This window comes from Streptomyces gilvus, from assembly GCF_022513565.1.
Taxonomy (GTDB): domain Bacteria; phylum Actinomycetota; class Actinomycetes; order Streptomycetales; family Streptomycetaceae; genus Streptomyces; species Streptomyces gilvus.
The window spans coordinates 487,734-507,378 of record NZ_JAKWBE010000001.1 but is presented as its reverse complement, the minus strand read 5'-3'; the positions used below and the strand labels follow the sequence as shown (position 1 = coordinate 507,378).

Below are 19,645 nucleotides of genomic sequence, written 5' to 3'. Positions count from 1 at the left end.
CCGGGGTCCCCCAGGCCCTGGCGGTTCCTAGCGGGGTGCCATGGCCTCCACCAACACGCTCCCCGTCGTCCGAGCCACCACGAAGGACTCCCCTCGCACCGCCTTGGCGTCCAGGGCGATGCGGTGCCGGCCCGGTTCGAGGATGCCGTCGAAGACCTCCTGTACGTGGGAACGGTAGAGGCGGTCCAGGCGGTACGCGGTGAGGCGGACCCGGCAGGGCGAGGTGACCTCGACGCCCGCCTCGCCGTCGGCGGCGACCAGGCGGGTCAGCCGGCGCTGTTCCACCGGGCTGCGGTCCAGGGCGTTCTCGATCTGGGCGACCAGGAGCGGGACGATCGGGGCGAGGCCGTCGACGTAGGCGACCTGGACACCGGCCTGCTCGAAGGCGCGGCGTACGGCGGACCGTTCCTCCCGGGTGACCGCGCGACCGAAGGCGACGGCTCCGTAGGCGCGCAGTTCGTCGGCGTGGACGTCGGTGGCGTCGTGGGCGATGTCGGCGCCGATGCCGATGGTGCGCAGGGCCGCCGCGAGTTTCGCCAGTACGGCGACGCGGGCGCCGATCAGCAGCACGCGGCGCCGCCCGCCCTGTGCCTCGGCGGCGAGAAGGGCCTGCCGGTACTCGGCGCCCCGGAACCGGAACGGCCCTATGCCGTGGTAGCCGCCCAGCTCCAGGTCGGCGTGCTCGTCGGTCTGCCAGGCGAAGTCCCGCCAGACGTAGTCCTCGCCGTCCCGGTCGATGACCGCGGTGACGGCACCGCAGGCCAGGTCGGCGCACTCGGGGCAGCCGTAGATGACGTGACGGCCGTCGGGAAGCGGGGCCGGCGCCTCCAGCAGCAGACCGCGGACCTGTTCGGTGAAGATGGCGGGCGGGATGTCGGAGGCGAGCGGGGAGACGGCGTCGAGGTCGGAGAGCCGGAACAGCAGCGGGCGCCCGTCGACGAGGAAGTCCACGAAGTCCCGGTGCACCTGGTAGGCACCGTTGGCGAGGACGTCACCGGCACGCATCGCCGGTGCCAGGCCGAAGGTCGCGTACTCGGCAGACATGCTGTGAGTATTCCCGCCCCGGAAGCACTCCGTGCACGGTGTTGGACATTCCGCTATCGCGGGTGGGGAAGGCGCGCGGAGGCGGCCGGAGCGGTGGCCCCGGCCGCCTGACGCGCGGTCAGCCGTCCTGGCCGGCGGGGCCGGGAACGCGGTGCGTGCCGCTCGGGGCGCGTACGCCGTCCAGGTGCCGGGGTGACGCGGTCGCCGACGCCTTGCCCGAGGTGGCCCGGGCGAAGGCCGCGGCGCCGCCGACCAGCGGGACGCGGGCCGAGGTGCGGGACAGGTCCAGGGTGAGGGTCGGCCTGTCGGCCGGCGGGTCGATGAGGTCCTTGTCGGTGCCCGCGACGATCAGCGCGAGACGGTGGCCGGCCGGGACTACATGGTCGGTGGCCGCGAGGTCCAGGGTGATGGTGTACGCCTTGCCCGGGGTGAGCGGGACGCCCTTGCGGTCGGAGGCGTAGTTGCCGAGGTCGGCCCAGCCGCGGCTGAACACGGTGTGGTCGACGCTCGCCTTCTTGGCCGCGGTGTCACGGAAGCAGGCGCTGTCGCCCGGGGTGCTCGCGCCCCAGCAGGAGCGGTCGGTGAGGGTGGTGATGCCCTCGGCTGCGTCCGCGTAGTCCCTGATGGTGTCGGGGCCGAGGTCGACCAGGACGGCGGAGAGATGGGCCGTCGGGGTGGTCGGGGTCGCGGTGACCGTCACCTTCGAGGAGCCGGACAGGCGCAGGTCGCGCGTGAGGGGCTTGGTGATGAAACCGGCCTTGTCCGGAGTCGACTTGTCGATCTGGGCCGCCCAGTCGGTCTCGCTCAGCCGGGGGTTGTCGGTGAAGGTCGCGGTGCCGGAGCCGGTCTTCAGTCGGAGGGTGCCGACGCCCGCCGGGGTTCCGGTGGCGGGGCGCAGGGTCGTGGCGGCCGTCCCTCGTGGCGGCCAGACCGTGGAGGTGACCCACTGGTCGGGGTGGCGCTCGATGTCGGCCATCGGCTCACGGTCCATGCCGTTGTCGTAGCCGAGGAGTTCGTGGTCGAACCAGCGGTGCAGGGTGTCGACCCAGGCGCCGCGCCGGTAGTCGAAGGGGTCGACGTGGCCGGTCTGGGAGAGCCAGATCTTGCGCTCCACGCCGTGCTTGGCCAGCGCGTCCCACCACTGCCCGAAATGCTTGGTGCGGACGTTGAGGTCCTGCATGCCGTGCACCAGGAAGACGCTCGCCCTCACCTTGCCGGCGTCCTTGACGTAGTCCCGCTCGGTCCAGAACGGCGTCCAGTCGCCGGTGCGCGGGGCCCCGGCGACTATCTTCTGCTGTTCGGCGGCGCACTTGGCGCGGGCGTCGGGGCTTTCGACGTAGTCGGAGAGCCAGTCCGGGCCGGAGTCGTAGAGGGGGGCGCCCTTGGCGAAGTAGTAGTCGTACCAGGAGGAGATGGCGCTGATCGGGACGATGGTCCTGAGGCCCTTGACGCCGGTGGCGGCGACGCCGTTGGCGATGGTGCCGTCCCAGCTCTTGCCGATCATTCCGGTCCTGCCGTTGGTCCAGTCCGCCGTGGCCCGGACGGTTCCGGTGCGCGTCGTGTACGCCCGGGCGCGGCCGTTGAGCCAGTCGACGACGGCCTTCGCGGACTGGATGTCGGACCTGCCGCCGACGTCGACGCAGCCGTCGGAGCGGTTGGTGCCGGCGAGGTCGACACCGACGAAGGCGTAGCCACGCGGGACGAAGTAGTTGTCGTAGAAGAGCGGCATCTGGACGACGTCGCCGCTCGCGTCGTACGTCTTCTTCTGGCTCTCGTTGCCGCGGCCGCAGCAGGAGTAGTAGGGGCTGGCGTCCATGATGACCGGGACCCGGCGGTGGTGCTGGGCGGGTTCGCGGGGGCGGACGATGTCCACGGCCACGCGGTCGGTCTTCCCGTCGCCGTCCGAGTCGAGTCCGGTGTCCACCCATACGGCCTCGCGGATGGCGTTCGCGTAGGAGTAGACGGGTTGGCTCTCCCGTGGGGCCGCGTGGGCCGCCGCCGGGGTGAGGAAGGCTGCCATCAGGACGGCGATGGCCGCCGTCGCGAGCGGTCTCCAGGTCGTGAAGCGCGTGCGTGTCGGCATGCGCGGGACGCTACATCGGTCAACTCCCGTGCAGAAGAGGGCAGTAGACGGCCAGGTGGGGCGGGTGTGGCCGAATGACGCCCCTGGCGCGGCACCGTGCGTGACGGCCGAATGGCGATCGTGTGACACATGCGGCCATGGACATGCTCCGTCACACAGGGACTCAATAGGCTCCGCACATCCGAACAGACCCATGTGCCCCTACCACTTGGAGCTTTCGTGCACCGCAGAATCATCGCGCCGGGCGCCCTCGCCGCCGCCACCCTGATGCTGGCGATCCCGGCGTCGGCCGCGAGCCACACCCCCGGCGCCCCGGGCATCGGCGACCCCTACTACCCGGCCTACGGCAACGGCGGATACGACGTCTCCCACTACGACCTGCGCCTGCGGTACCAGCCCGCCACCGACGAGTTGGAGGGCACGGCGACGATCCTCGCGAGGACCACGCAGGACCTGTCGAGCTTCGACCTGGACTTCCTGCTGGACGTCAGCGAGGTGCGGGTCAACGGCGCGAAGGCCTCCTTCACCACCTCGGGCCAGCACGAGCTGGTGATCACGCCGAGGACGCCGCTGGACAAGGGCACGCCGATCACCGTCGTCGTGCGCTACACCGGGGTGCCGTCGACGAAGAGCGCGTACGGCTTCAACACCTGGCACCGGACCCCGGACGGGGCGGTCGCCGCGGACGAGCCCGAGGCGGCCTGGTGGTGGTACCCGAGCAACGACCACCCGCTCGACAAGGCGACGTACGACGTGTCCGTGGCGGTGCCGGACGGGACGCAGGTCATCTCCAACGGGCTTCTGCAGTCGACGAGTTCGAAGCTGGGCTGGACGCGGTACACCTGGCGGGAGAACAAGCCGCAGGCGACGTACCTCACCACGCTGGCGATCGGGAAGTTCGACATCACGACCAGTACCTCGGAGGGCGGGGTGCCGGTCGTCAACGCCTACAGCAAGGACCTCGGCGACAACGACGGGGCCGCGCGGGCGAGCGTGGAGCGCACCGGGGAGCTCGTCGACTGGCTGAGCGGCTATTTCGGGCCGTATCCGTTCAGTTCGGCGGGCGGGTACGTGCCCAACACGACCACCGGGTACGCGCTGGAGACGCAGACGCGCGTGTACTACAGCCCGAAGCAGTTCGCGAACGGGTCCAACACGTCCGTGGTCGTCCATGAGCTGGCGCACCAGTGGTACGGCGACAGCGTGTCCCTCAAGGGCTGGAAGGACATCTGGATCAACGAGGGGTTCGCGCGGTACGCGCAGTGGCTGTGGTCCGAGCACGAGGGCGAGGGGACGACGCAGGAACTGGCCGACTACGTGTACGACTCTCATCCCGCCGACGACGCGTTCTGGACCGTCGAGCCGGGGGATCCGGGGCCGGACGACCAGTTCGACATCGCCGTCTACGACCGGGGGGCGCTGGCGATCCAGGCGCTGCGGAACGCGGTCGGTGACGACGCGTTCTTCGCCATTCTGAAGGGGTGGCCGCAGGAGCACGCGTACGGCAACGCTTCCGTGGCCGACTTCGAGGCGTACGCGGAGCGGGTGTCGGGGAAGTCGCTGGGGGCGTTGTTCGACACGTGGCTGTTCCAGCCGTCGAAGCCGGCGGCGCCTGCGGCGCGGGGCGCGGCGATCGCTCGGTCCGCGGTTGCTGCGCAGCCGAAGTCCTGGAAGAAGATCGCGGCCACGAACAGCGTGCACTGAGGGGGTGCCGGGTTCGCGCCTCGAAGCACACCGGCAACGCCCGTCCTCGCTGCCGGCCCTGACGGGTTTCGCAGTACTGGTGTGACAGCGATACTGCTGCACATGACGACCGACACCGGGGAGCCGACGCTCACCATCGACGAACTGGCCGCGCGGGCCGGCATCACGGTCCGCACGGTCCGGTTCTACAGCACCAAGGGCCTGCTCCCGCCCCCGGTGATCGGTCCGCGGCGGGTCGGTCACTACGGGCCGCAGCACGTGGCGCGGCTGGCGCTGATCGAGGAGCTGCAGCACCAGGGCATGACGCTGGCGGCGATCGAGCGCTACATGGAGCAGCTGCCGGCCGGTCTGAGCCATCACGACCTGGCGATCCACCGGGCGGTGGTGGCCTCCTGGGCTCCGGACACCGTGGAGACGGTGACGGTCGAGGAGCTGCGGCGCCGGGCGGGACGGGCGCTCGGCGCGGACGAGGTCGAGCGGCTCGTCGCCATGGGCGTGGTCCGGGCCGACGGAGACGCCTACCGCGTCGACGCGGGGCTGCTGCGGCTCGCCGTGCAGCTGCTGGACGTACCGCTGTCCGAGGAGGCGATCCTGGCGGCGCGCAAGGTGCTGATCGAGCACTCGCGGGCGGCGGCGCACGAGCTGTCGCAGCTGTTCCGGGGCGAGGTGTCGGAGCGGGCCGAGGAGGACGTGAAGTCACTGTCCGCGCATATGCAGCCGCTGGTGGTGCAGGCGCTGCTGACGACGTTCCAGCGCTCGCTGAAGGAAGAGGTGCTGGGCTGGCTCACGGACGCGCAGGACGGGCGACCTGCCTGACGCGCGGGACCGATCGCTTCGCGCGGGGACCCAATCACGTCCGCAGGGGTACGTCGACCAGCAGCGGGCCTGTCAACTTGCCCGCGCCCGCGACCAGTTCACGCAGATGATCGGCGCTGTCCGCCCGTACCGCGTCGACGCCGAAGAAGCGGGCCGCCTGGGTGAAGTCGAGCGACCCCAGGTCGGTGCCCGGGCAGGGGCCCTGGTGGCCCAACGCCGCGTAGGTCTTCTGGACGGTGCGGTAGGCGCCGTTGCTCATGACGACGAACAGGACGGGGCGTTCTGCCGGGCCGCGCTCCACAGGCCCTGCGGGCCGAACAGGCTGGAGCCGTCGCCCAGGACGGCGACGACCGGGCGTCCGGGTTCGGCGAGGGCGCGGCCGACCGCGACGCCGATGCCCCAGCCGAGGACACGCCCTCGTCGCGCAGGATGTCCCGGGCGGCGAGGGCGGGACGGTATCCCATGGGGGCTCCTCCGGAGGGACCTCGGGGCCGGTTCACGGATCAGCGTGCGGGGGTGGGGCGCCGAGGGCGAGGCGCCGTACGGCCAAGCTGTACAGCCTGCCCACGACGGCCCACGCCCCCGCCACCGGTCCTCACGCCGCCGCCGGCCCTCACCCCGCCGCCGGTCCGCTTCCCGTCAGGCGTCCGTGAAGCGCTCCCCCTTCTCCGCCTTCTCCACCAGCAGGGCCGGCGGGGTGAAGCGCTCCCCGTAGCGGTCCGCAAGCTCGCGTGCGCGGGCGACGAAACCGGGCAGGCCGCCCTCGTAGCCGTTGACGTACTGCAGGACACCGCCGGTCCAGCCGGGGAACCCGATGCCGAAGATCGACCCGATGTTGGCGTCCGCGACGGAGGTCAGGACGCCCTCCTCCAGGAGCCTGACCGTGTCGAGGGCCTCGGAGAAGAGCATGCGTTCCCGCATGTCCTCGAACGGGATCCGGTACCCCGGCTGGGTGAAGTGTTCGCGCAGCCCCGGCCACAGGCCCGCGCGCTTGCCGTCGTCGCCGTAGTCGTAGAAGCCCGCTCCCCCGCTGCGGCCGGTGCGGCCGAACTCGTCGACCATGCGGTCGATGACCGCCTCGGCGGGGTGCGTGGCCCAGGTGCCGCCCGCTTCCTCCACGGCCCGCCTCGACTCGTTGCGGATCTTGCGCGGGAGCGTGAGGGTCAGTTCGTCCATGAGGGACAGGACCTTGGCGGGGTAGCCCGCCTGGGCCGCCGCCTGCTCGACGGAGGCCGGCTCGACGCCCTCGCCGACCATCGCGACACCCTCGTTGATGAAGTGCCCGATCACCCGCGAGGTGAAGAAGCCCCGGGAGTCGTTGACGACGATCGGGGTCTTCTTGATCTGGCGGACCAGGTCGAAGGCGCGGGCGATGGCCTCGTCGCCCGTGCGCTCGCCCTTGATGATCTCCACCAGCGGCATCTTGTCGACCGGCGAGAAGAAGTGCAGGCCGATGAAGTCCGCCTGGCGCTCGACGCCCTCGGCCAGCGCGGTGATGGGCAGGGTGGAGGTGTTGGAGCACAGCAGCGCGTCCGGCTCGACGATGTGCTGGATCTCCTGGAACACCTTGTGCTTGAGCTCGGGGTTCTCGAAGACGGCCTCGATCACCGCGTCGCAGCCCGCCACGTCCGCGGGGTCGGCGGCCGGCGTGATGCGGGCGAGCAGCGCGTCCGCCTTCTCCTGGGTGGTACGGCCCCGGGAGACGGCCTTGGCGCACAGCTTCTCGGAGTAGCCCTTGCCCTTGACGGCGGCCTCGAGCGACACGTCCTTCAGGACGACCTCGATGCCGGCGCGGGCGCAGGAGTAGGCGATGCCGGCGCCCATCATCCCGGCGCCGAGGACGGCGACCTTGCGGACCTGACGGGGTTCGACGCCCTTGGGGCGGTTGGCGCCGGAGTTGACGGCCTGGAGGTCGAAGAAGAACGCCTGGATCATGTTCTTCGAGGTCTGGCCCGCTGCCAGTTCGACGAAGTAGCGGGCCTCGATGACCTGGGCGGTCTCGAAGTCGACCTGGGAGCCCTCGACCGCGGCCGCGAGGATGGTGCGCGGGGCCGGGTAGGGGGCGCCGCCCGTCTGCTTGCGCAGACTGGCGGGGAAGGCGGGCAGGTTGGCCGCGAACTTGGGGTTGGCGGGGGTGCCGCCCGGGATGCGGTAGCCCGGCTTGTCCCAGGGCTGCTGCGACTCCGGGTTGGCGTCGATGAAGGCGCGGGCCCGGGTCAACAGCTCCTCGGGGGCGTCGACCACTTCGTCGACGAGCCCCTGGGAGAGCGCGCGCCGCGGGTCGTACTGGGTGCCCTGGAGCAGCACCTTCAGCAGCGCGTCGGCGATGCCGAGGAGGCGGACCGTGCGGACGACTCCGCCGCCGCCGGGCAGCAGGCCCAGGGTGACCTCGGGGCAGCCGATCTTGGAGCCGGGCGCGTCCAGCGCGATCCGGTGGTGGCAGGCGAGGGCGATCTCGTAACCGCCGCCGAGGGCCGCGCCGTTGATCGCCGCGACGACCGGCTTGCCGAGGGTCTCGATGCGGCGCAGGTTCCGCTTGATCGCCATGCCGCCGTCGAAGAGTTCCTGCGCGGTCTCGGGCGTGACGCGGATGAGGTCGCGCAGGTCGCCGCCCGCGAAGAAGGTCTTCTTGGCGGAGGTGATGATGATGCCGCGGATGGAGTCCTTCTCGGCCTCCAGACGGTCGGTGATCACGGCGAGGGAGTCGCGGAACGCCTGGTTCATGGTGTTCGCGGACTGGTCGGGGTCGTCGAGGACGAGGGTGACGACGCCGGTGCGGTCCTGTTCCCAGCGGATGGCGGTGGGCTCAGTGGTCATGAGGGTGTGCTCCGTGTGATCCGTGGGAGGGGGTCAGATGCGCTCGACGACGGTGGCGATGCCCATGCCGCCGCCCACGCACAGCGTGGCGAGGCCGTACCGCTTGTCCTGGCGCTCCAGTTCGTCGACGAGCGTGCCGAGGATCATCGCGCCGGTGGCGCCGAGCGGGTGGCCCAGCGCGATCGCGCCGCCGTTGACGTTGACCTTGTCCAGCGAGAGGCCCATGTCCTTGACGAAGCGCAGGACGACGGCGGCGAAGGCCTCGTTGATCTCGACGAGGTCGATGTCGTCGATGGTCAGCCCGGCCTTGGCGAGCGCCTTGCGGGTGGCGGGGGCCGGGCCGGTGAGCATGATGGTCGGCTCGGAGCCGGAGACGGCCGCGGAGACGATCCGCGCGCGCGGGGTGAGCCCGTAGCGCTCGCCGATCTCCTTGGTGCCGATGGCGACCAGGGAGGCGCCGTCGACGATGCCGGAGGAGTTGCCGGCGTGGTGGACGTGGTCGATCCGCTCCACCCAGTGGTACTTCTGCAGCGCGACGGCGTCGAAGCCGCCGAGGTCGCCGATGTCCGCGAAGGACGGCTTGAGCCCCGCCAGGGAGTCGGCGGTGGTGCCCGGACGCAGGTGCTCGTCGTGGTCGAGGACGGTCAGCCCGCCGCGGTCCTTCACGGGGACGACGCTGCGGTCGAAGCGGCCCTCCTTCCAGGCCGTCGCCGCCCGCTCCTGCGACAGGGCCGCGTACTCGTCGACGTCCCGGCGGGAGAAGCCCTCGATGGTGGCGATCAGGTCGGCGCCGATGCCCTGCGGCACGAAGTTGACGGCGAGATTGGTCATCGGGTCGTTGAACCAGGCGCCGCCGTCGGAGGCCATCGGCACCCGGGACATGGATTCGACGCCGCCCGCGAGGACGAGGTCCTCGAAGCCGGAGCGGACCTTGGCGGCGGCCATGTTGACGGCCTCCAGACCGGACGCACAGAAGCGGTTCTCCTGTACGCCCGCGACGGTGTCCGGCAGGCCCGCGGCGATCGCGGCGATGCGGGCGATGTCGGAGCCCTGGTCGCCGACCGGGCCGACGACGCCGAGCACGATGTCGTCGATGGCGGCCGGGTCCAGGTCCGGGAAGCGGCCGCGGATCTCGTGGATGAGTCCGACGACCAGGTCGATGGGCTTGGTGCCGTGCAGGGCGCCGTTCGCCTTGCCGCGGCCGCGCGGGGTGCGGATCGCGTCGTACACGTACGCTTCGGTGGTCACTTCGAACGCCTTTCGGGGGTGAGGGTCAGCCCAGCAGGGAACGGCCGATGATCTCCTTCATGATCTCGGTGGTCCCGCCGTAGATGGTCTGGATACGGCCGTCGGTGAAGGCCCGGGCGACGGGGTACTCGCTCATGTAGCCGTAGCCGCCGTGCAGTTGGAGGCAGCGGTCGGTGACCCGCTTCTGCAGTTCGGTCGCCCACCACTTGGCCATGGAGGCGTGCACGGCATCGAGTTCACCGTTCGCGTGGTCCTCGATGCAGCGGTCGAGGAAGGTGCGGGTGACGGCACACTCGGTGGCCATCTCGGCTATCTCGAACCGGACGTGCTGCTTGGTGGCGAGGGGCCGGCCGAAGGCCTCGCGCTCCTTGACGTAGCCGGTGGTGATCTCCAGCAGGTGCTCGGCGGCGGCGATCGCGGAGACCGCGATGCTCAGCCGCTCCTGCGCGAGGTTCGTCATGAGGTGGCCGAAGGCGCCGTTCAGCTCGCCGAGGAGGTTCTCCTTCGGCACGCGCACGTCGTGGAAGAACAGCTCGGCCGTGTCCTGCGCCTTCTGGCCGATCTTGTCGAGGTTGCGGCCCCGCTCGAAGCCGTCCATGCCCCGCTCCACGACCAGCAGCGACAACCCGCGCGCACCGCCCTCGGGGGTCGTCCTCGCGACGACGATCACCAGGTCGGCGAGGATCCCGTTGGAGATGAACGTCTTGGAGCCGTTGAGCACCCAGTGGTCGCCACGGTCCTCGGCGTGCGTGCGGATGCCCTGGAGGTCGGAGCCGGCGCCCGGCTCGGTCATGGCGATCGCGGTGATCAGCGTGCCGTCGCAGAAGCCGGGCAGCCAGCGCCGCTTCTGCTCCTCGGTGGCGAGCGAGGTCAGGTAGGGGCCGATGATGTCGTTGTGCAGGCCGAGGGCGAGCCCGGGGGCGCCCGCGCGGGTGAACTCCTCGGCCAGCACGGCGCTGTAGCGGAAGTCGGCGGTGCCTCCGCCGCCGTACTCCTCGGGCACGGCGAGCCCGAGCAGCCCCTGCTTGCCGGCCGCCCGCCAGGCCTCGCGGGAGACGATGCCGTCCTTCTCCCACTGCTCGTAGTGGGGCAGCACCTCCCTCGCCAGGAAGGCGCGCACGGTCTCGCGGAACGCGTCGTGCTCGGGGGCGAAGATCTGCCGTTTCATGCGCGGTCCTTCAGGAGGTCCGGTACGTCCCAGTCGCGGGCCACGTCGGCGGCGTCGGCGCCGGGCCGGGCGGGGCCGGTGCGCACGGCGGTCGGCGTCGCGGAGAAGCGGGGCGCGGGCGCCGGCTGGGTGAGGCCGCCATGGTCGGTGAAGGTGCCGCGGGCGGCCAGATGCGGGTGGCCGGGGGCCTCGCGCAGCGACAGTACGGGCGCCACGCACGCGTCGGTGCCCTCGAAGAGGGCCGTCCACTCGTCGCGCGTGCGGGACTTGAAGCGGGCCGCGACCGCCTCGCGCAGCTCGCCCCAGCGGGTCCGGTCCTTGCGGTCGCCGGCGTGCTCGGGGAGGCCGAGCACGGTCACGAACTCCTCGTAGAACTGCGGCTCCAGGGCGCCGACCGCCATGTACCCGCCGTCGGCCGTCTCGTAGGTGCCGTAGTAGGGGCAGCCGCCGTCCAGGAGGTTGGCGCCGCGCCGGTCCTGCCAGCCGCCGGCGGCGAGCATGCCGTGCAGCATCGCGGACAGGTGGGAGGTGCCGTCGACGATGGCGGCGTCGACGACCTGGCCGGCGCCGCCCGCGCGCGCGTGGTGCAGGGCGGCGAGGACGCCGACGACCAGGTAGAGGGAGCCGCCCGCGTAGTCGCCGAGGAGGTTGGCGGGGACGGCCGGGGGCCGGTCGGGTTCGCCGATCAGGCCGAGGGCGCCGGTGACGGCGATGTAGGCGATGTCGTGGCCGGCCCGCGGGGCGAGCGGACCGTCCTGGCCCCAGCCGGTCATGCGGCCGTAGACGAGCGCGGGGTTGCGGGCGTGGCAGGCCTCCGGGCCCACGCCGAGGCGCTCCGCCACGCCCGGGCGGTAGCCCTCGACGAGGATGTCGGCGCGCTCGACCAGGCCGAGGACGCGGGCTGGGCCGTCCGGGGCCTTCAGGTCGACGACGACCGAGCGCTTGTTGCGGTTGGTGACGTCGTACGCGGGGTCGATCGCGAGGCCGACACCGCCGGGGCGGTCGACACGTACGACGTCGGCGCCCAGGTCGGCGAGGAGCATGGCAGCGAACGGGCCCGGCCCGATGCCGGCCAGCTCGACCACGCGCACGCCGGTGAGCGGGCCCTGCCCGGGCGGCGTCCCTGCCGTTGCCATCCAGCCCCCAGCGCTGTGACACAACTGATGTAACACCAGTGATGCTAAGAACACGTTCCACTGAACACAAGACCTGGGCGAGCAAGCGCTTAGCCAATTCTCGGGGTCCGCGTCGGCTCGGCCGTCTCCTCACGCTAGCCTCGGCCACCGACAACGGCGCGTGGTGCGGACCGAGGAGTGTCATGAGCAGGCTGAACGGGGCGGACCGTCCGTACGACATCGTGCTCTTCGGAGCCACGGGCTTCGTGGGGACGCTGACCGCGGAATATCTCGCCGCGCACGCCCCCGAGGGCCTGCGCTGGGCGATCGCGGGGCGCAGCGAGCGGAAGCTGGAGCAGTTGCGCGAACGGCTGCCCGCCGGCGAGAAGGTCGGGGTGCTGCGCGCGGACGTGGCCGAGCCGGAGTCGGTGCGCGAACTCGCCGGGCACGCGCGCGTGGTGGCCACGACCGTGGGGCCGTACGTGAGCTACGGCGAGGACCTCGTCGCGGCCTGCGCGGACGCCGGCGCCGACTACCTGGACCTGACCGGTGAGCCGGAGTTCGTGGACCTGACCTACGTCCGGCACGACGCACGCGCGCGGGAGACCGGCGCGCGGCTGGTGCACGCGTGCGGGTTCGACTCGATCCCGCACGACCTGGGCGCCTACTTCACCGTCCGGCAACTGCCGGAGGGGGTCCCGCTGACGGTCGACGGGTTCGTCACCGTCGACGCCGCCTTCTCCGGCGGCACGTTCGCGTCCGCGCTGAACCAGTTCTCCCGGCTGCGGCCCATGCTGGCCGCCGAGCGGGACCGGCGCCGACACGAGCCGCGCCTGGTGGGCCGGCGGGCCGCGGCGCCGACGGGTGCGCCGCGGTTCGCGAAGGAGATCGGCGCGTGGGCGCTGCCGCTGCCGACGATCGACCCGCGGATCGTGCACCGGTCGGCGAAGGCCCTCGACCGCTACGGCCCCGACTTCCGCTACCGCCACTACGCGGCCGTACCGCGTCTGCCGGTGGCGCTGGGCGGGGTGGCGGCGATGGGCGCGCTCGTCACGGCGGCCCAACTGCCGCCCGCCCGGCGCTGGTTGTCCGACCGGCTCAAGCCCGGGGACGGGCCGAGCGCGGAGAAGCGCGCGAAGAGCTGGTTCTCGGTGCGGTTCGTGGGCGAGGGCGGCGGACGGCGGGTGTTCACGGAGGTCGCGGGCGGCGATCCCGGCTACGACGAGACGGCGAAGATGTTCGCCGAGTCGGCCCTGTCCCTGGCCCTCGACGACCTTCCGGAGACGGCCGGCCAGGTCACCACGGTGGTCGCGATGGGCGACTCCCTGACCGAGCGGCTGCGCCGGGCCGGGATCACCTTCCGGGTCGCCGCGAGCCGCTGACGGGCCCTACATCGACCATCCGGCCACGGTGTAGATCATCCCGCAGATCCACCCCAGCCCCGCCAGCACGGCGAGGACCAGCGCGGCGTTCACGGCCCGCTCGACGGGACGGTTCGGATCGGCGAGGGGCTTGGCGGCCCGGGCACGGTGCGTCGTCATGCGCCCAAGCCTGCCGAGCACACGGCTGCGCCCACATCCGTACGGATACTCAGTCCGGGTACTCAGTCCGCTGCCCGGTGAACGGCAGCGAGGGTGGCGAGATGGCGAGCGGGCCGATCTGCCACCGCACCTGTTGGTCGACGTGCGGCACCGGTCCCGGGCGGCCGCCGCGACGAGCAGCCGGCCCGCCCAGGTCAAACGCGTCCCCCGGGCGCACGGGCTCCCGAACGAGCGGTGTCCCCAGAACCCGGGGCTTGGGTCGCCTCCCGCAGGACCCGGCGGCACAGGGTGTCCGCTCTGCGGGTCGTTTCCGGGAGGCGGTAGGTGGGGGTCAGGGCGAGGACGTGGGCGCAGGCGTTGTCGAGGGTCGTGCGGTGGCCCACGGAGACGAAGACCGGCTTGACGGAGTCCCGGGTGCGCAGGGCGCGGCCGACCTCCTCGGTGTCCGCGAGGAGCGGGGAGCCGCTGCCGCGCGCGGCGGGCGGGTCGTCGTAGGCGAAGGTGAACGGGTTCTTGGCGACGCCGATGGTGGGCAGGCCGGTCAGGACACCGAGGTGGCTGGCGAGGCCGAAACGGCGGGGGTGAGCCAGGCCGTAGCCGTCGCAGACGACCAGGCCCGGCGAGCAGGGCAGGGTGTCCAGGGCGGCGAGGACCGTGGGGAGCTCGCGGAAGGCGAGCAGGCCGGGCACGTACGGGAAGGAGACGCGGCCGACCGCGGTGGACTCGGCGACCACGTCGAGGGTCGCCGCGTCCAGGACCACCGCGGCCGCCGCCACGAGGTCCAGCTCGTCGTCGTAGGCCACGTCGACGCCGGTCACCCGCCCCGTGCCGGGTGGCGGCCCGGGCTCGTCCAGCACCACCCGCGCCCGCAACTCGTCCTGCACGGCACGGGCCTGGTCCTCGGTCGCGGGCCAGCCCGCGGGAACGCGTACGGTCGTCATGATGGGACCGAGCCTACGGCCCCGCGCGGGGGCCGCGTAGGCTCGCGATCATGTTCGTACTGGAGCTGACCTACACCGCCCCGCTCGACGCCGTCGACGCCCTGCTTCCGGCCCATGTGGCCTGGCTGGACGAGCAGTTCGGCAAGGGCGTCTTCCTGATGGCCGGGCGCAAGAACCCCCGTGAGGGCGGGATCATCCTCGCCCTCACCGAGAACCGCGCGCGGGCCGAGGAGATCGCCGCCGGCGACCCGTTCGCCACCGGCGGCGTGTGCACGTACCGCGTCACCGAGTTCGACGCGACCAGGACGGCACCCGCCCTGGAGGCGTACCGCGAGACCGGCCACTGAAGGGCCCGGCTCAGCCCTTCTTCGCGTTCAGCGCGCGCTGCAGCTCGTCCTTGTTCATGTGCGAACGGCCTTCGATGCCGCGCTGCTTGGCCTCGTTGTAGAGCTGGTCCCGGGTCGGCCCCTGGGAGCCGGTCCGGTTGCCCGAACGCTGGCCGCCGCGCCTGCTGGAGGACATGTCCTTGGTCGAGCTGCGGCTGGCGGTCTTCGACTCGCCGGACCGGGCGCGTTCCTTGTTGACCGTGCGGGCCGCGATCTCCTTGGCGCGTCCGGTGCTCTCGCCACGGTCCTCGGCGCTCTTCTTGATGTGCTCGTACTGACGTTCACGCTTGGGGCTGGAACCTGCGGGCATCGTCGCTCACTCCTTTCGCAGTCGGCGACCGGGTACCCGCATTCCGGCACGTCACCGCTCCAGTCGTGCCACCCTTCCCTGCTCTCCCGCCGCCCAGCAGCCCTGACCGGCGCAGTCCACGGTGTCGTACGAGCCCGTGTCGACCGTCCGCCAGGTGCGGCCGCCGTCGGTGGTGAGGTCGGTGCCGGTGGGGCCGACGGCGAGGGCGGCGGTGCGGCTGTGCGGGAGCCAGGCGACGCCGGAGCGGTAGGCGGGCGGCGGCCGGTCGGCCGGACGCCAGGTGCGGCCGGCGTCGCCGGTGCGTGCCGCGGCCTGCGGTGAGGCCTGGTCGGGGCGGTAGTCGCCGCCCACCGCGAGGCCGTGGACGCGGTCGCGGAAGGCGAGCGCGAAGACGCCCTTGGCGGGGTCGCCCGCCGGGATGGGCGTGTCGGCGGCCGTCCAGGTCAGTCCGCGGTCACGGGAGTGCAGCACACGCGCGCGTGCCCCGCCTCCGGTGGCCAGCCACACGTCCGACGGTCCGGACGCGACCAGGCACTGTCCGCTCGCCGCGAAGCCCGCCTCGCCGTCGAGGGCGGCCGGCATGCCCTTGCTCGGGAGCACCGTCCAGGAGCGGCCGCCGTCGCTCGTCGACAGGATGCGGAACCGGCCGTCCACCGGGTCGCTCATCGCGAGGCCGTGACGGGGGTCGAAGAAGGTGAGGCAGTCGTAGAAGGCCCCCGCATCGGTGTTGCGGAAGGACTCGGTCCAGGTCGCGCCGCCGTCGTCGGTGCGGTAGACGCGGGACGCCTCGCCCTCGCCGATGGCCAGCACCACGGCCCGCCGCGCGTCGAAGGCCTCGATGTCCCGGAACTGCAGGTCCGAGGCCCCGGGCGGGGAGACGTCGCGCCAGCTCGCCCCGCCGTCGGTGGTGCGCAGCACGGTGCCCCCGGTGCCGGCCACCCACGCGGTGTCCCGGCCGACGGCCGCGAGCCCTCGGAAGCGAACGTCCGGCCTGCCGGTGTCCGTGAGCTCCCAGTGCGGCGCCCGGTGTCCCGGCTCGTGCGCCTGCGCCGGTACGGCGGTCAGGGCCGCCAGTGCCGCCGAGCACACGGCCACCGCCGCCATCGCGCGAACCGTCCGTCTCGTCCCTCGTGTCTTCCCCGAGCGCCTCATGGCGGGCGAAGCTAGCCGACCGCCCGGACGGCGTCCAGAGGGCCGTGCGGGCCACAAGTGCCCACCGGGGCACGGGAGGTGGGACTCGTCACTTCTGTGAATGAACGCGGTGACGGAGGTCACTCGGCATTCATGTGCACGGATCGGCCGGTTCCGGCGTCTCCAGTAGTGCCCGGACCGATCCGTCCGCCAGGCCCGTCCAGCCGCAGCAAGGGAGCAAGGCGTTGTCCACCGTCATCGAGCAGCCCGTCGAGGCCCGCCTCGTGGCCGCCGCGCCGCGTATGCCGAGCATCCCGGCCACCCTGCACTACGACCGCCGCGACCCGTTCGCGGTCAGAATGACCTTCCCGGCGCCTGCCACGCTGGAGGGTGTGGAGGTCTGCTGGACCTTCTCGCGCGAACTGCTGTCGGCCGGCCTGGAGGAGCCGGAGGGGCACGGCGACGTGCGGGTGCGGCCGTACGGGTACGACCGCACCGTCCTGGAGTTCCACGCCCCCGAGGGCACGGCCGTGGTGCATGTGCGCTCGGAGGAGGTACGGCGCTTCCTCGGCGCGGCGAACGAGCTGGTGCCCGTCGGCCTGGAGCACCTGCAGCTGGACCTGGACCACGGCCTGGCGGAGCTGATGCGGGACGCGTGAGCGTTCAACACGCCCCGCCCAGCAGGGTGTTGAGCTCGCCGTAGGTACGGCGGAGGCCGGCGGGAATCCGACATCAATGGGGCACTGTCGCGAGGGCCGAGCACAGCTCGCTCAGGATCCCGCTCACCCCGGTTCGCGCGATCAGCTCCTCGACCCGGTCCTTGTGACGCTCGCGGTCTCCGTCCGGCACCAGCGCGGGCAGTCCGGCCGCGACCGCCAGGGCCACGGCGGCCGCCTCCTCCTCCGAGACCTCCGGGACCTCCGCGACCTCCGGGACCGGCGGGGGCTGCTCCAGGAGCCTCCGAGCCTCCTCCCGCAGCGCCTCCACGACGTCGGTGCGTTCGAGTACGTGGTCCACGCTGGGGAAGACTCCCAGGACCCGTTTCCGCTCCGCCCGCAGACAGCCGTCGGCGGTCAGCTGCTCGCGCACCGCGTCGGACGTCACGCGCGCGTGCAGCGTCACCCAGGTCCGCCACGGGTGCGGCCGGGACTCGCGGACGAGTTCCAGGAGACCGTCGAGGACCGCGTCCGCCGTGAGGGTGTCCATGTCGGCCGGGGTGGCGATGCCGTCCTCGTCGGTGAGCAGGCCCCGCCGGGCCAGTTCGGTGAGGGCCCCGGCCCGCACCAGACGGGCGGTGTCCATCGCCTCGGGCGTGGAGTCCCAGGCCAGCAGGCACAGCCGGGCCGGGAGCGAGAGCGAAGCGTGCGGCACGAGGTCTCCTTGGTGCGGTGCGATCGGCGGTGCGATCCGGGGGTCACGTTAATTCGTTGACAGCGCTCTGCGGCGCTCCTACGGTGTACGACGGTTCTGTTGCCGTCGATCGGAGAAGGACGTTGCTCCTCTGAGGTCCTGAGACACCGTGTCACCCACCACTGGTGTGTGCCGTGTGCGACCTCGGCAGGTGAGCCGTCCCCGACGGAGCAGGGCCTTTTTCATGCCCCCTCCCTTTCAGGGCTCTTCCGGCCCTCCGTGGTCGCCGGTGTCTCGACACGCGTTTGCCCCTGACCGCATCGAGCAACCGCGAGGCCCCGTATGTCTCCATCCATCACTGTCACGTCCCTCTTCTTCGCCTGGTCCGACGGCAGCCCCGTCTTCGAGGGACTGGACGTCTCCTTCGGCCCCGGGCGGACCGGCCTTGTTGGCGTCAACGGGTCGGGTAAATCGACCCTGTTGAAGCTGATCGCCGGTGAACTCACCCCGGCCGACGGCCTCGTGCGCGTCGCCGGCGAGGTCGGCCACCTCCCGCAGAACGTCACGCTCGACACCCGGCTGCGGGTCGACGAGACGCTCGGCATCGCCGCGCAGCGGGCCGCGCTGCACGCCATCGAGGCGGGTGACGTGGCCGAGGAGCACTTCGAGACCGTCGGCGACGACTGGGACGTGGAGGAGCGCGCGCTCGCCACCCTGGGCGAACTCGGGCTCGGGCACATCCAGTTGGACCGCACCATCGGCGAGGTCTCCGGCGGCGAGTCGGTGCTGCTGCGGCTGGCGGCCCTGCTGCTGCGCCGCCCGGACGTGCTGCTGCTGGACGAGCCGACCAACAACCTCGACCTGTACGCGCGGCGCCGGCTGTACGCGGCCGTGTCCGCCTGGCCGGGGGTCATGGTGGTGGTCAGCCACGACCGTGAACTCCTCGACCTCGTCGACCAGATCGCCGATCTGCGCTCCGGGGAGGTCACCTGGTACGGCGGCAACTTCTCCGCCTACGAGGATGCGCTGGCGATCGAACAGGAGGCGGCCGAGCGGATGGTGCGCGTCGCCGAGGCCGACTTCCGCAAGCAGAAACGCGAACTGGCCGACGCCCAGGTCAAACTGGCCCGCCGCAAGCGGTACGGACAGAAGATGTGGGACCAGAAGCGCGAGCCGAAGATCGTCATGGGGGCGCGCAAGCGGGCGGCCCAGGAGTCCGCGGGCAAGCACCGCATCATGCACGAGGAGCGGCTCAGCGAGGCGAGGGAACGGCTCGACGAGGCGGCGGAGGCCGTACGGGACGACGACGAGATCCGCGTCGACCTGCCGTACACGGCCGTCCCGCCGGGCCGTACCGTGCTCACCCTGCTGGACCTGGAGCTCGCGTACGGTGCGCGCGTGGCGGGCGGGCTGGATCTGCGCGGGCCGGAGCGGGTCGGGCTCATCGGGCGCAACGGCGCGGGCAAGACGACGCTGCTGCGCACGATCGCCGGTGAGCTGGAGCCGGTGTCGGGCGAGGCGCACGCGCACGTGCCGCTCCGCTTCCTGCCGCAGCGTCTCGACGTGCTCGACGACGAGCTGACGGTCGCCGAGAACGTGGCCCGGTTCGCGCCGGGCGCCACCAACAACCGGGTGCGGGCGCGTCTCGCCCGCTTCCTGTTCCGGGGCGCCCGGGCCGACCAGAGGGCGGCGACGCTGTCCGGCGGCGAGCGGTTCCGGGCGGCCCTGGCGGCGCTGATGCTGGCCGAGCCGGCCCCGCAGTTGCTGATGCTCGACGAGCCGACGAACAACCTCGACATGGCGAGCGTCCGGCAGCTGACCACGGCCCTGGAGTCGTACGAGGGGGCGCTGATCGTGGCCAGCCACGACCTGCCGTTCCTGGAGTCCATCGGAATCACCAGGTGGCTGCTGCTCGACGGCGAGCTGCGGGAGACGACACCGGAGGAGGTGGGCTTGCCCGGTCTCGACAGGGGTACGGCCTGACCACGGGG

The 19,645-nt window shown here is 72.1% G+C and carries 17 protein-coding genes and 1 pseudogene; 6 read left to right on the top strand and 12 right to left on the bottom strand.

Annotated features, from left to right (window positions below; genetic code table 11):
* Positions 1-27: 27 nt before the first annotated feature.
* Together MKW14_RS02260 and MKW14_RS02255 are read right to left on the bottom strand one after the other, a co-directional pair.
* The gene (locus MKW14_RS02260) at positions 28-1,044 is read right to left on the bottom strand and encodes an oxidoreductase (RefSeq protein WP_240858422.1); all 1,017 of its coding nucleotides are present in this window, start codon (positions 1,042-1,044) and stop codon (positions 28-30) included.
* A 118-nt stretch (positions 1,045-1,162) separates the two neighbouring features.
* Complete coding sequence (locus MKW14_RS02255) at positions 1,163-3,127, bottom strand: Xaa-Pro dipeptidyl-peptidase (RefSeq protein ID WP_240858420.1); 1,965 nt, start codon at positions 3,125-3,127, stop codon at positions 1,163-1,165.
* 219 nt (positions 3,128-3,346) lie between these two features.
* Here MKW14_RS02255 and MKW14_RS02250 point away from each other — a divergent pair, with 219 nt between their 5' ends.
* The gene (locus MKW14_RS02250) at positions 3,347-4,831 is read left to right on the top strand and encodes a M1 family metallopeptidase (protein WP_240858419.1); all 1,485 of its coding nucleotides are present in this window, start codon (positions 3,347-3,349) and stop codon (positions 4,829-4,831) included.
* A gap of 102 nt (positions 4,832-4,933) precedes the next feature.
* A complete protein-coding gene (locus tag MKW14_RS02245) occupies positions 4,934-5,647 on the top strand; it encodes a MerR family transcriptional regulator (RefSeq protein ID WP_240858418.1) in 714 nt (237 codons plus the stop codon).
* Between the two features lie 34 nt (positions 5,648-5,681).
* On the opposite strand, the pseudogene MKW14_RS02240 reads toward MKW14_RS02245, so the two are convergent.
* The 5 genes and pseudogenes from MKW14_RS02240 to MKW14_RS02220 form a co-directional block, all read right to left on the bottom strand.
* A pseudogene (locus MKW14_RS02240) lies at positions 5,682-6,043 on the bottom strand (thiamine pyrophosphate-dependent enzyme).
* 243 nt (positions 6,044-6,286) lie between these two features.
* Complete coding sequence (locus MKW14_RS02235; RefSeq protein ID WP_240858417.1) at positions 6,287-8,464, bottom strand: 3-hydroxyacyl-CoA dehydrogenase NAD-binding domain-containing protein; 2,178 nt, start codon at positions 8,462-8,464, stop codon at positions 6,287-6,289.
* Between the two features lie 33 nt (positions 8,465-8,497).
* Entirely contained in the window at positions 8,498-9,712 is a 1,215-nt protein-coding gene (locus MKW14_RS02230) for an acetyl-CoA C-acetyltransferase (protein ID WP_240858416.1), read from the bottom strand.
* 25 nt (positions 9,713-9,737) lie between these two features.
* On the bottom strand, positions 9,738-10,880 hold the full coding sequence (locus MKW14_RS02225; protein ID WP_240858415.1) for an acyl-CoA dehydrogenase family protein: 1,143 nt from the start codon (positions 10,878-10,880) through the stop codon (positions 9,738-9,740).
* Positions 10,877-12,016, bottom strand: coding sequence for a CaiB/BaiF CoA transferase family protein (locus MKW14_RS02220; protein ID WP_240858414.1), 1,140 nt, complete (start codon positions 12,014-12,016; stop codon positions 10,877-10,879). Before MKW14_RS02220 ends, MKW14_RS02225 begins: the two co-directional genes overlap by 4 nt.
* A 182-nt stretch (positions 12,017-12,198) precedes the next feature.
* On the opposite strand from MKW14_RS02220, the gene MKW14_RS02215 reads away from it, so the two are divergent.
* On the top strand, positions 12,199-13,377 hold the full coding sequence (locus MKW14_RS02215) for a saccharopine dehydrogenase family protein (RefSeq protein WP_240858412.1): 1,179 nt from the start codon (positions 12,199-12,201) through the stop codon (positions 13,375-13,377).
* Between the two features lie 6 nt (positions 13,378-13,383).
* Here MKW14_RS02215 and mmpA read toward each other — a convergent pair whose 3' ends face one another.
* Positions 13,384-13,536 carry a morphogenic membrane protein MmpA gene (gene mmpA, locus MKW14_RS02210; protein ID WP_240858411.1) on the bottom strand — a complete coding sequence of 51 codons (153 nt, stop codon included), beginning with the start codon at positions 13,534-13,536 and terminating at the stop codon, positions 13,384-13,386.
* A 194-nt stretch (positions 13,537-13,730) separates the two neighbouring features.
* Positions 13,731-14,477: an endonuclease V gene (locus MKW14_RS02205; RefSeq protein WP_240858410.1), complete on the bottom strand. Its 747-nt coding sequence runs from the start codon at positions 14,475-14,477 to the stop codon at positions 13,731-13,733.
* Positions 14,478-14,527: 50 nt separating this feature from the next.
* Here MKW14_RS02205 and MKW14_RS02200 point away from each other — a divergent pair, with 50 nt between their 5' ends.
* Complete coding sequence (locus MKW14_RS02200; protein ID WP_240858409.1) at positions 14,528-14,824, top strand: YciI family protein; 297 nt, start codon at positions 14,528-14,530, stop codon at positions 14,822-14,824.
* A gap of 10 nt (positions 14,825-14,834) precedes the next feature.
* On the opposite strand, the gene MKW14_RS02195 is transcribed toward MKW14_RS02200, so the two are convergent.
* The gene (locus MKW14_RS02195; RefSeq protein ID WP_240858408.1) at positions 14,835-15,173 is read right to left on the bottom strand and encodes a plasmid stabilization protein; all 339 of its coding nucleotides are present in this window, start codon (positions 15,171-15,173) and stop codon (positions 14,835-14,837) included.
* A gap of 51 nt (positions 15,174-15,224) precedes the next feature.
* Complete coding sequence (locus tag MKW14_RS02190) at positions 15,225-16,277, bottom strand: WD40/YVTN/BNR-like repeat-containing protein (protein WP_240858407.1); 1,053 nt, start codon at positions 16,275-16,277, stop codon at positions 15,225-15,227.
* A gap of 272 nt (positions 16,278-16,549) precedes the next feature.
* Between MKW14_RS02190 and ssgD the strand changes: the two genes are divergently transcribed.
* On the top strand, positions 16,550-16,963 hold the full coding sequence (gene ssgD / locus MKW14_RS02185; protein ID WP_240858406.1) for a spore wall synthesis regulator SsgD: 414 nt from the start codon (positions 16,550-16,552) through the stop codon (positions 16,961-16,963).
* A 73-nt stretch (positions 16,964-17,036) separates the two neighbouring features.
* Here the strand turns inward: ssgD and MKW14_RS02180 are convergent, their stop codons facing one another.
* Entirely contained in the window at positions 17,037-17,675 is a 639-nt protein-coding gene (locus tag MKW14_RS02180) for a GOLPH3/VPS74 family protein (RefSeq protein ID WP_240858405.1), read from the bottom strand.
* Positions 17,676-17,996: 321 nt separating this feature from the next.
* Between MKW14_RS02180 and MKW14_RS02175 the strand changes: the two genes are divergently transcribed.
* Positions 17,997-19,637 (top strand): ABC-F family ATP-binding cassette domain-containing protein, encoded by a 1,641-nt coding sequence (locus MKW14_RS02175; protein ID WP_240858403.1) that lies wholly within the window; start codon positions 17,997-17,999, stop codon positions 19,635-19,637.
* The last annotated feature ends 8 nt before the right edge of the window (positions 19,638-19,645 follow it).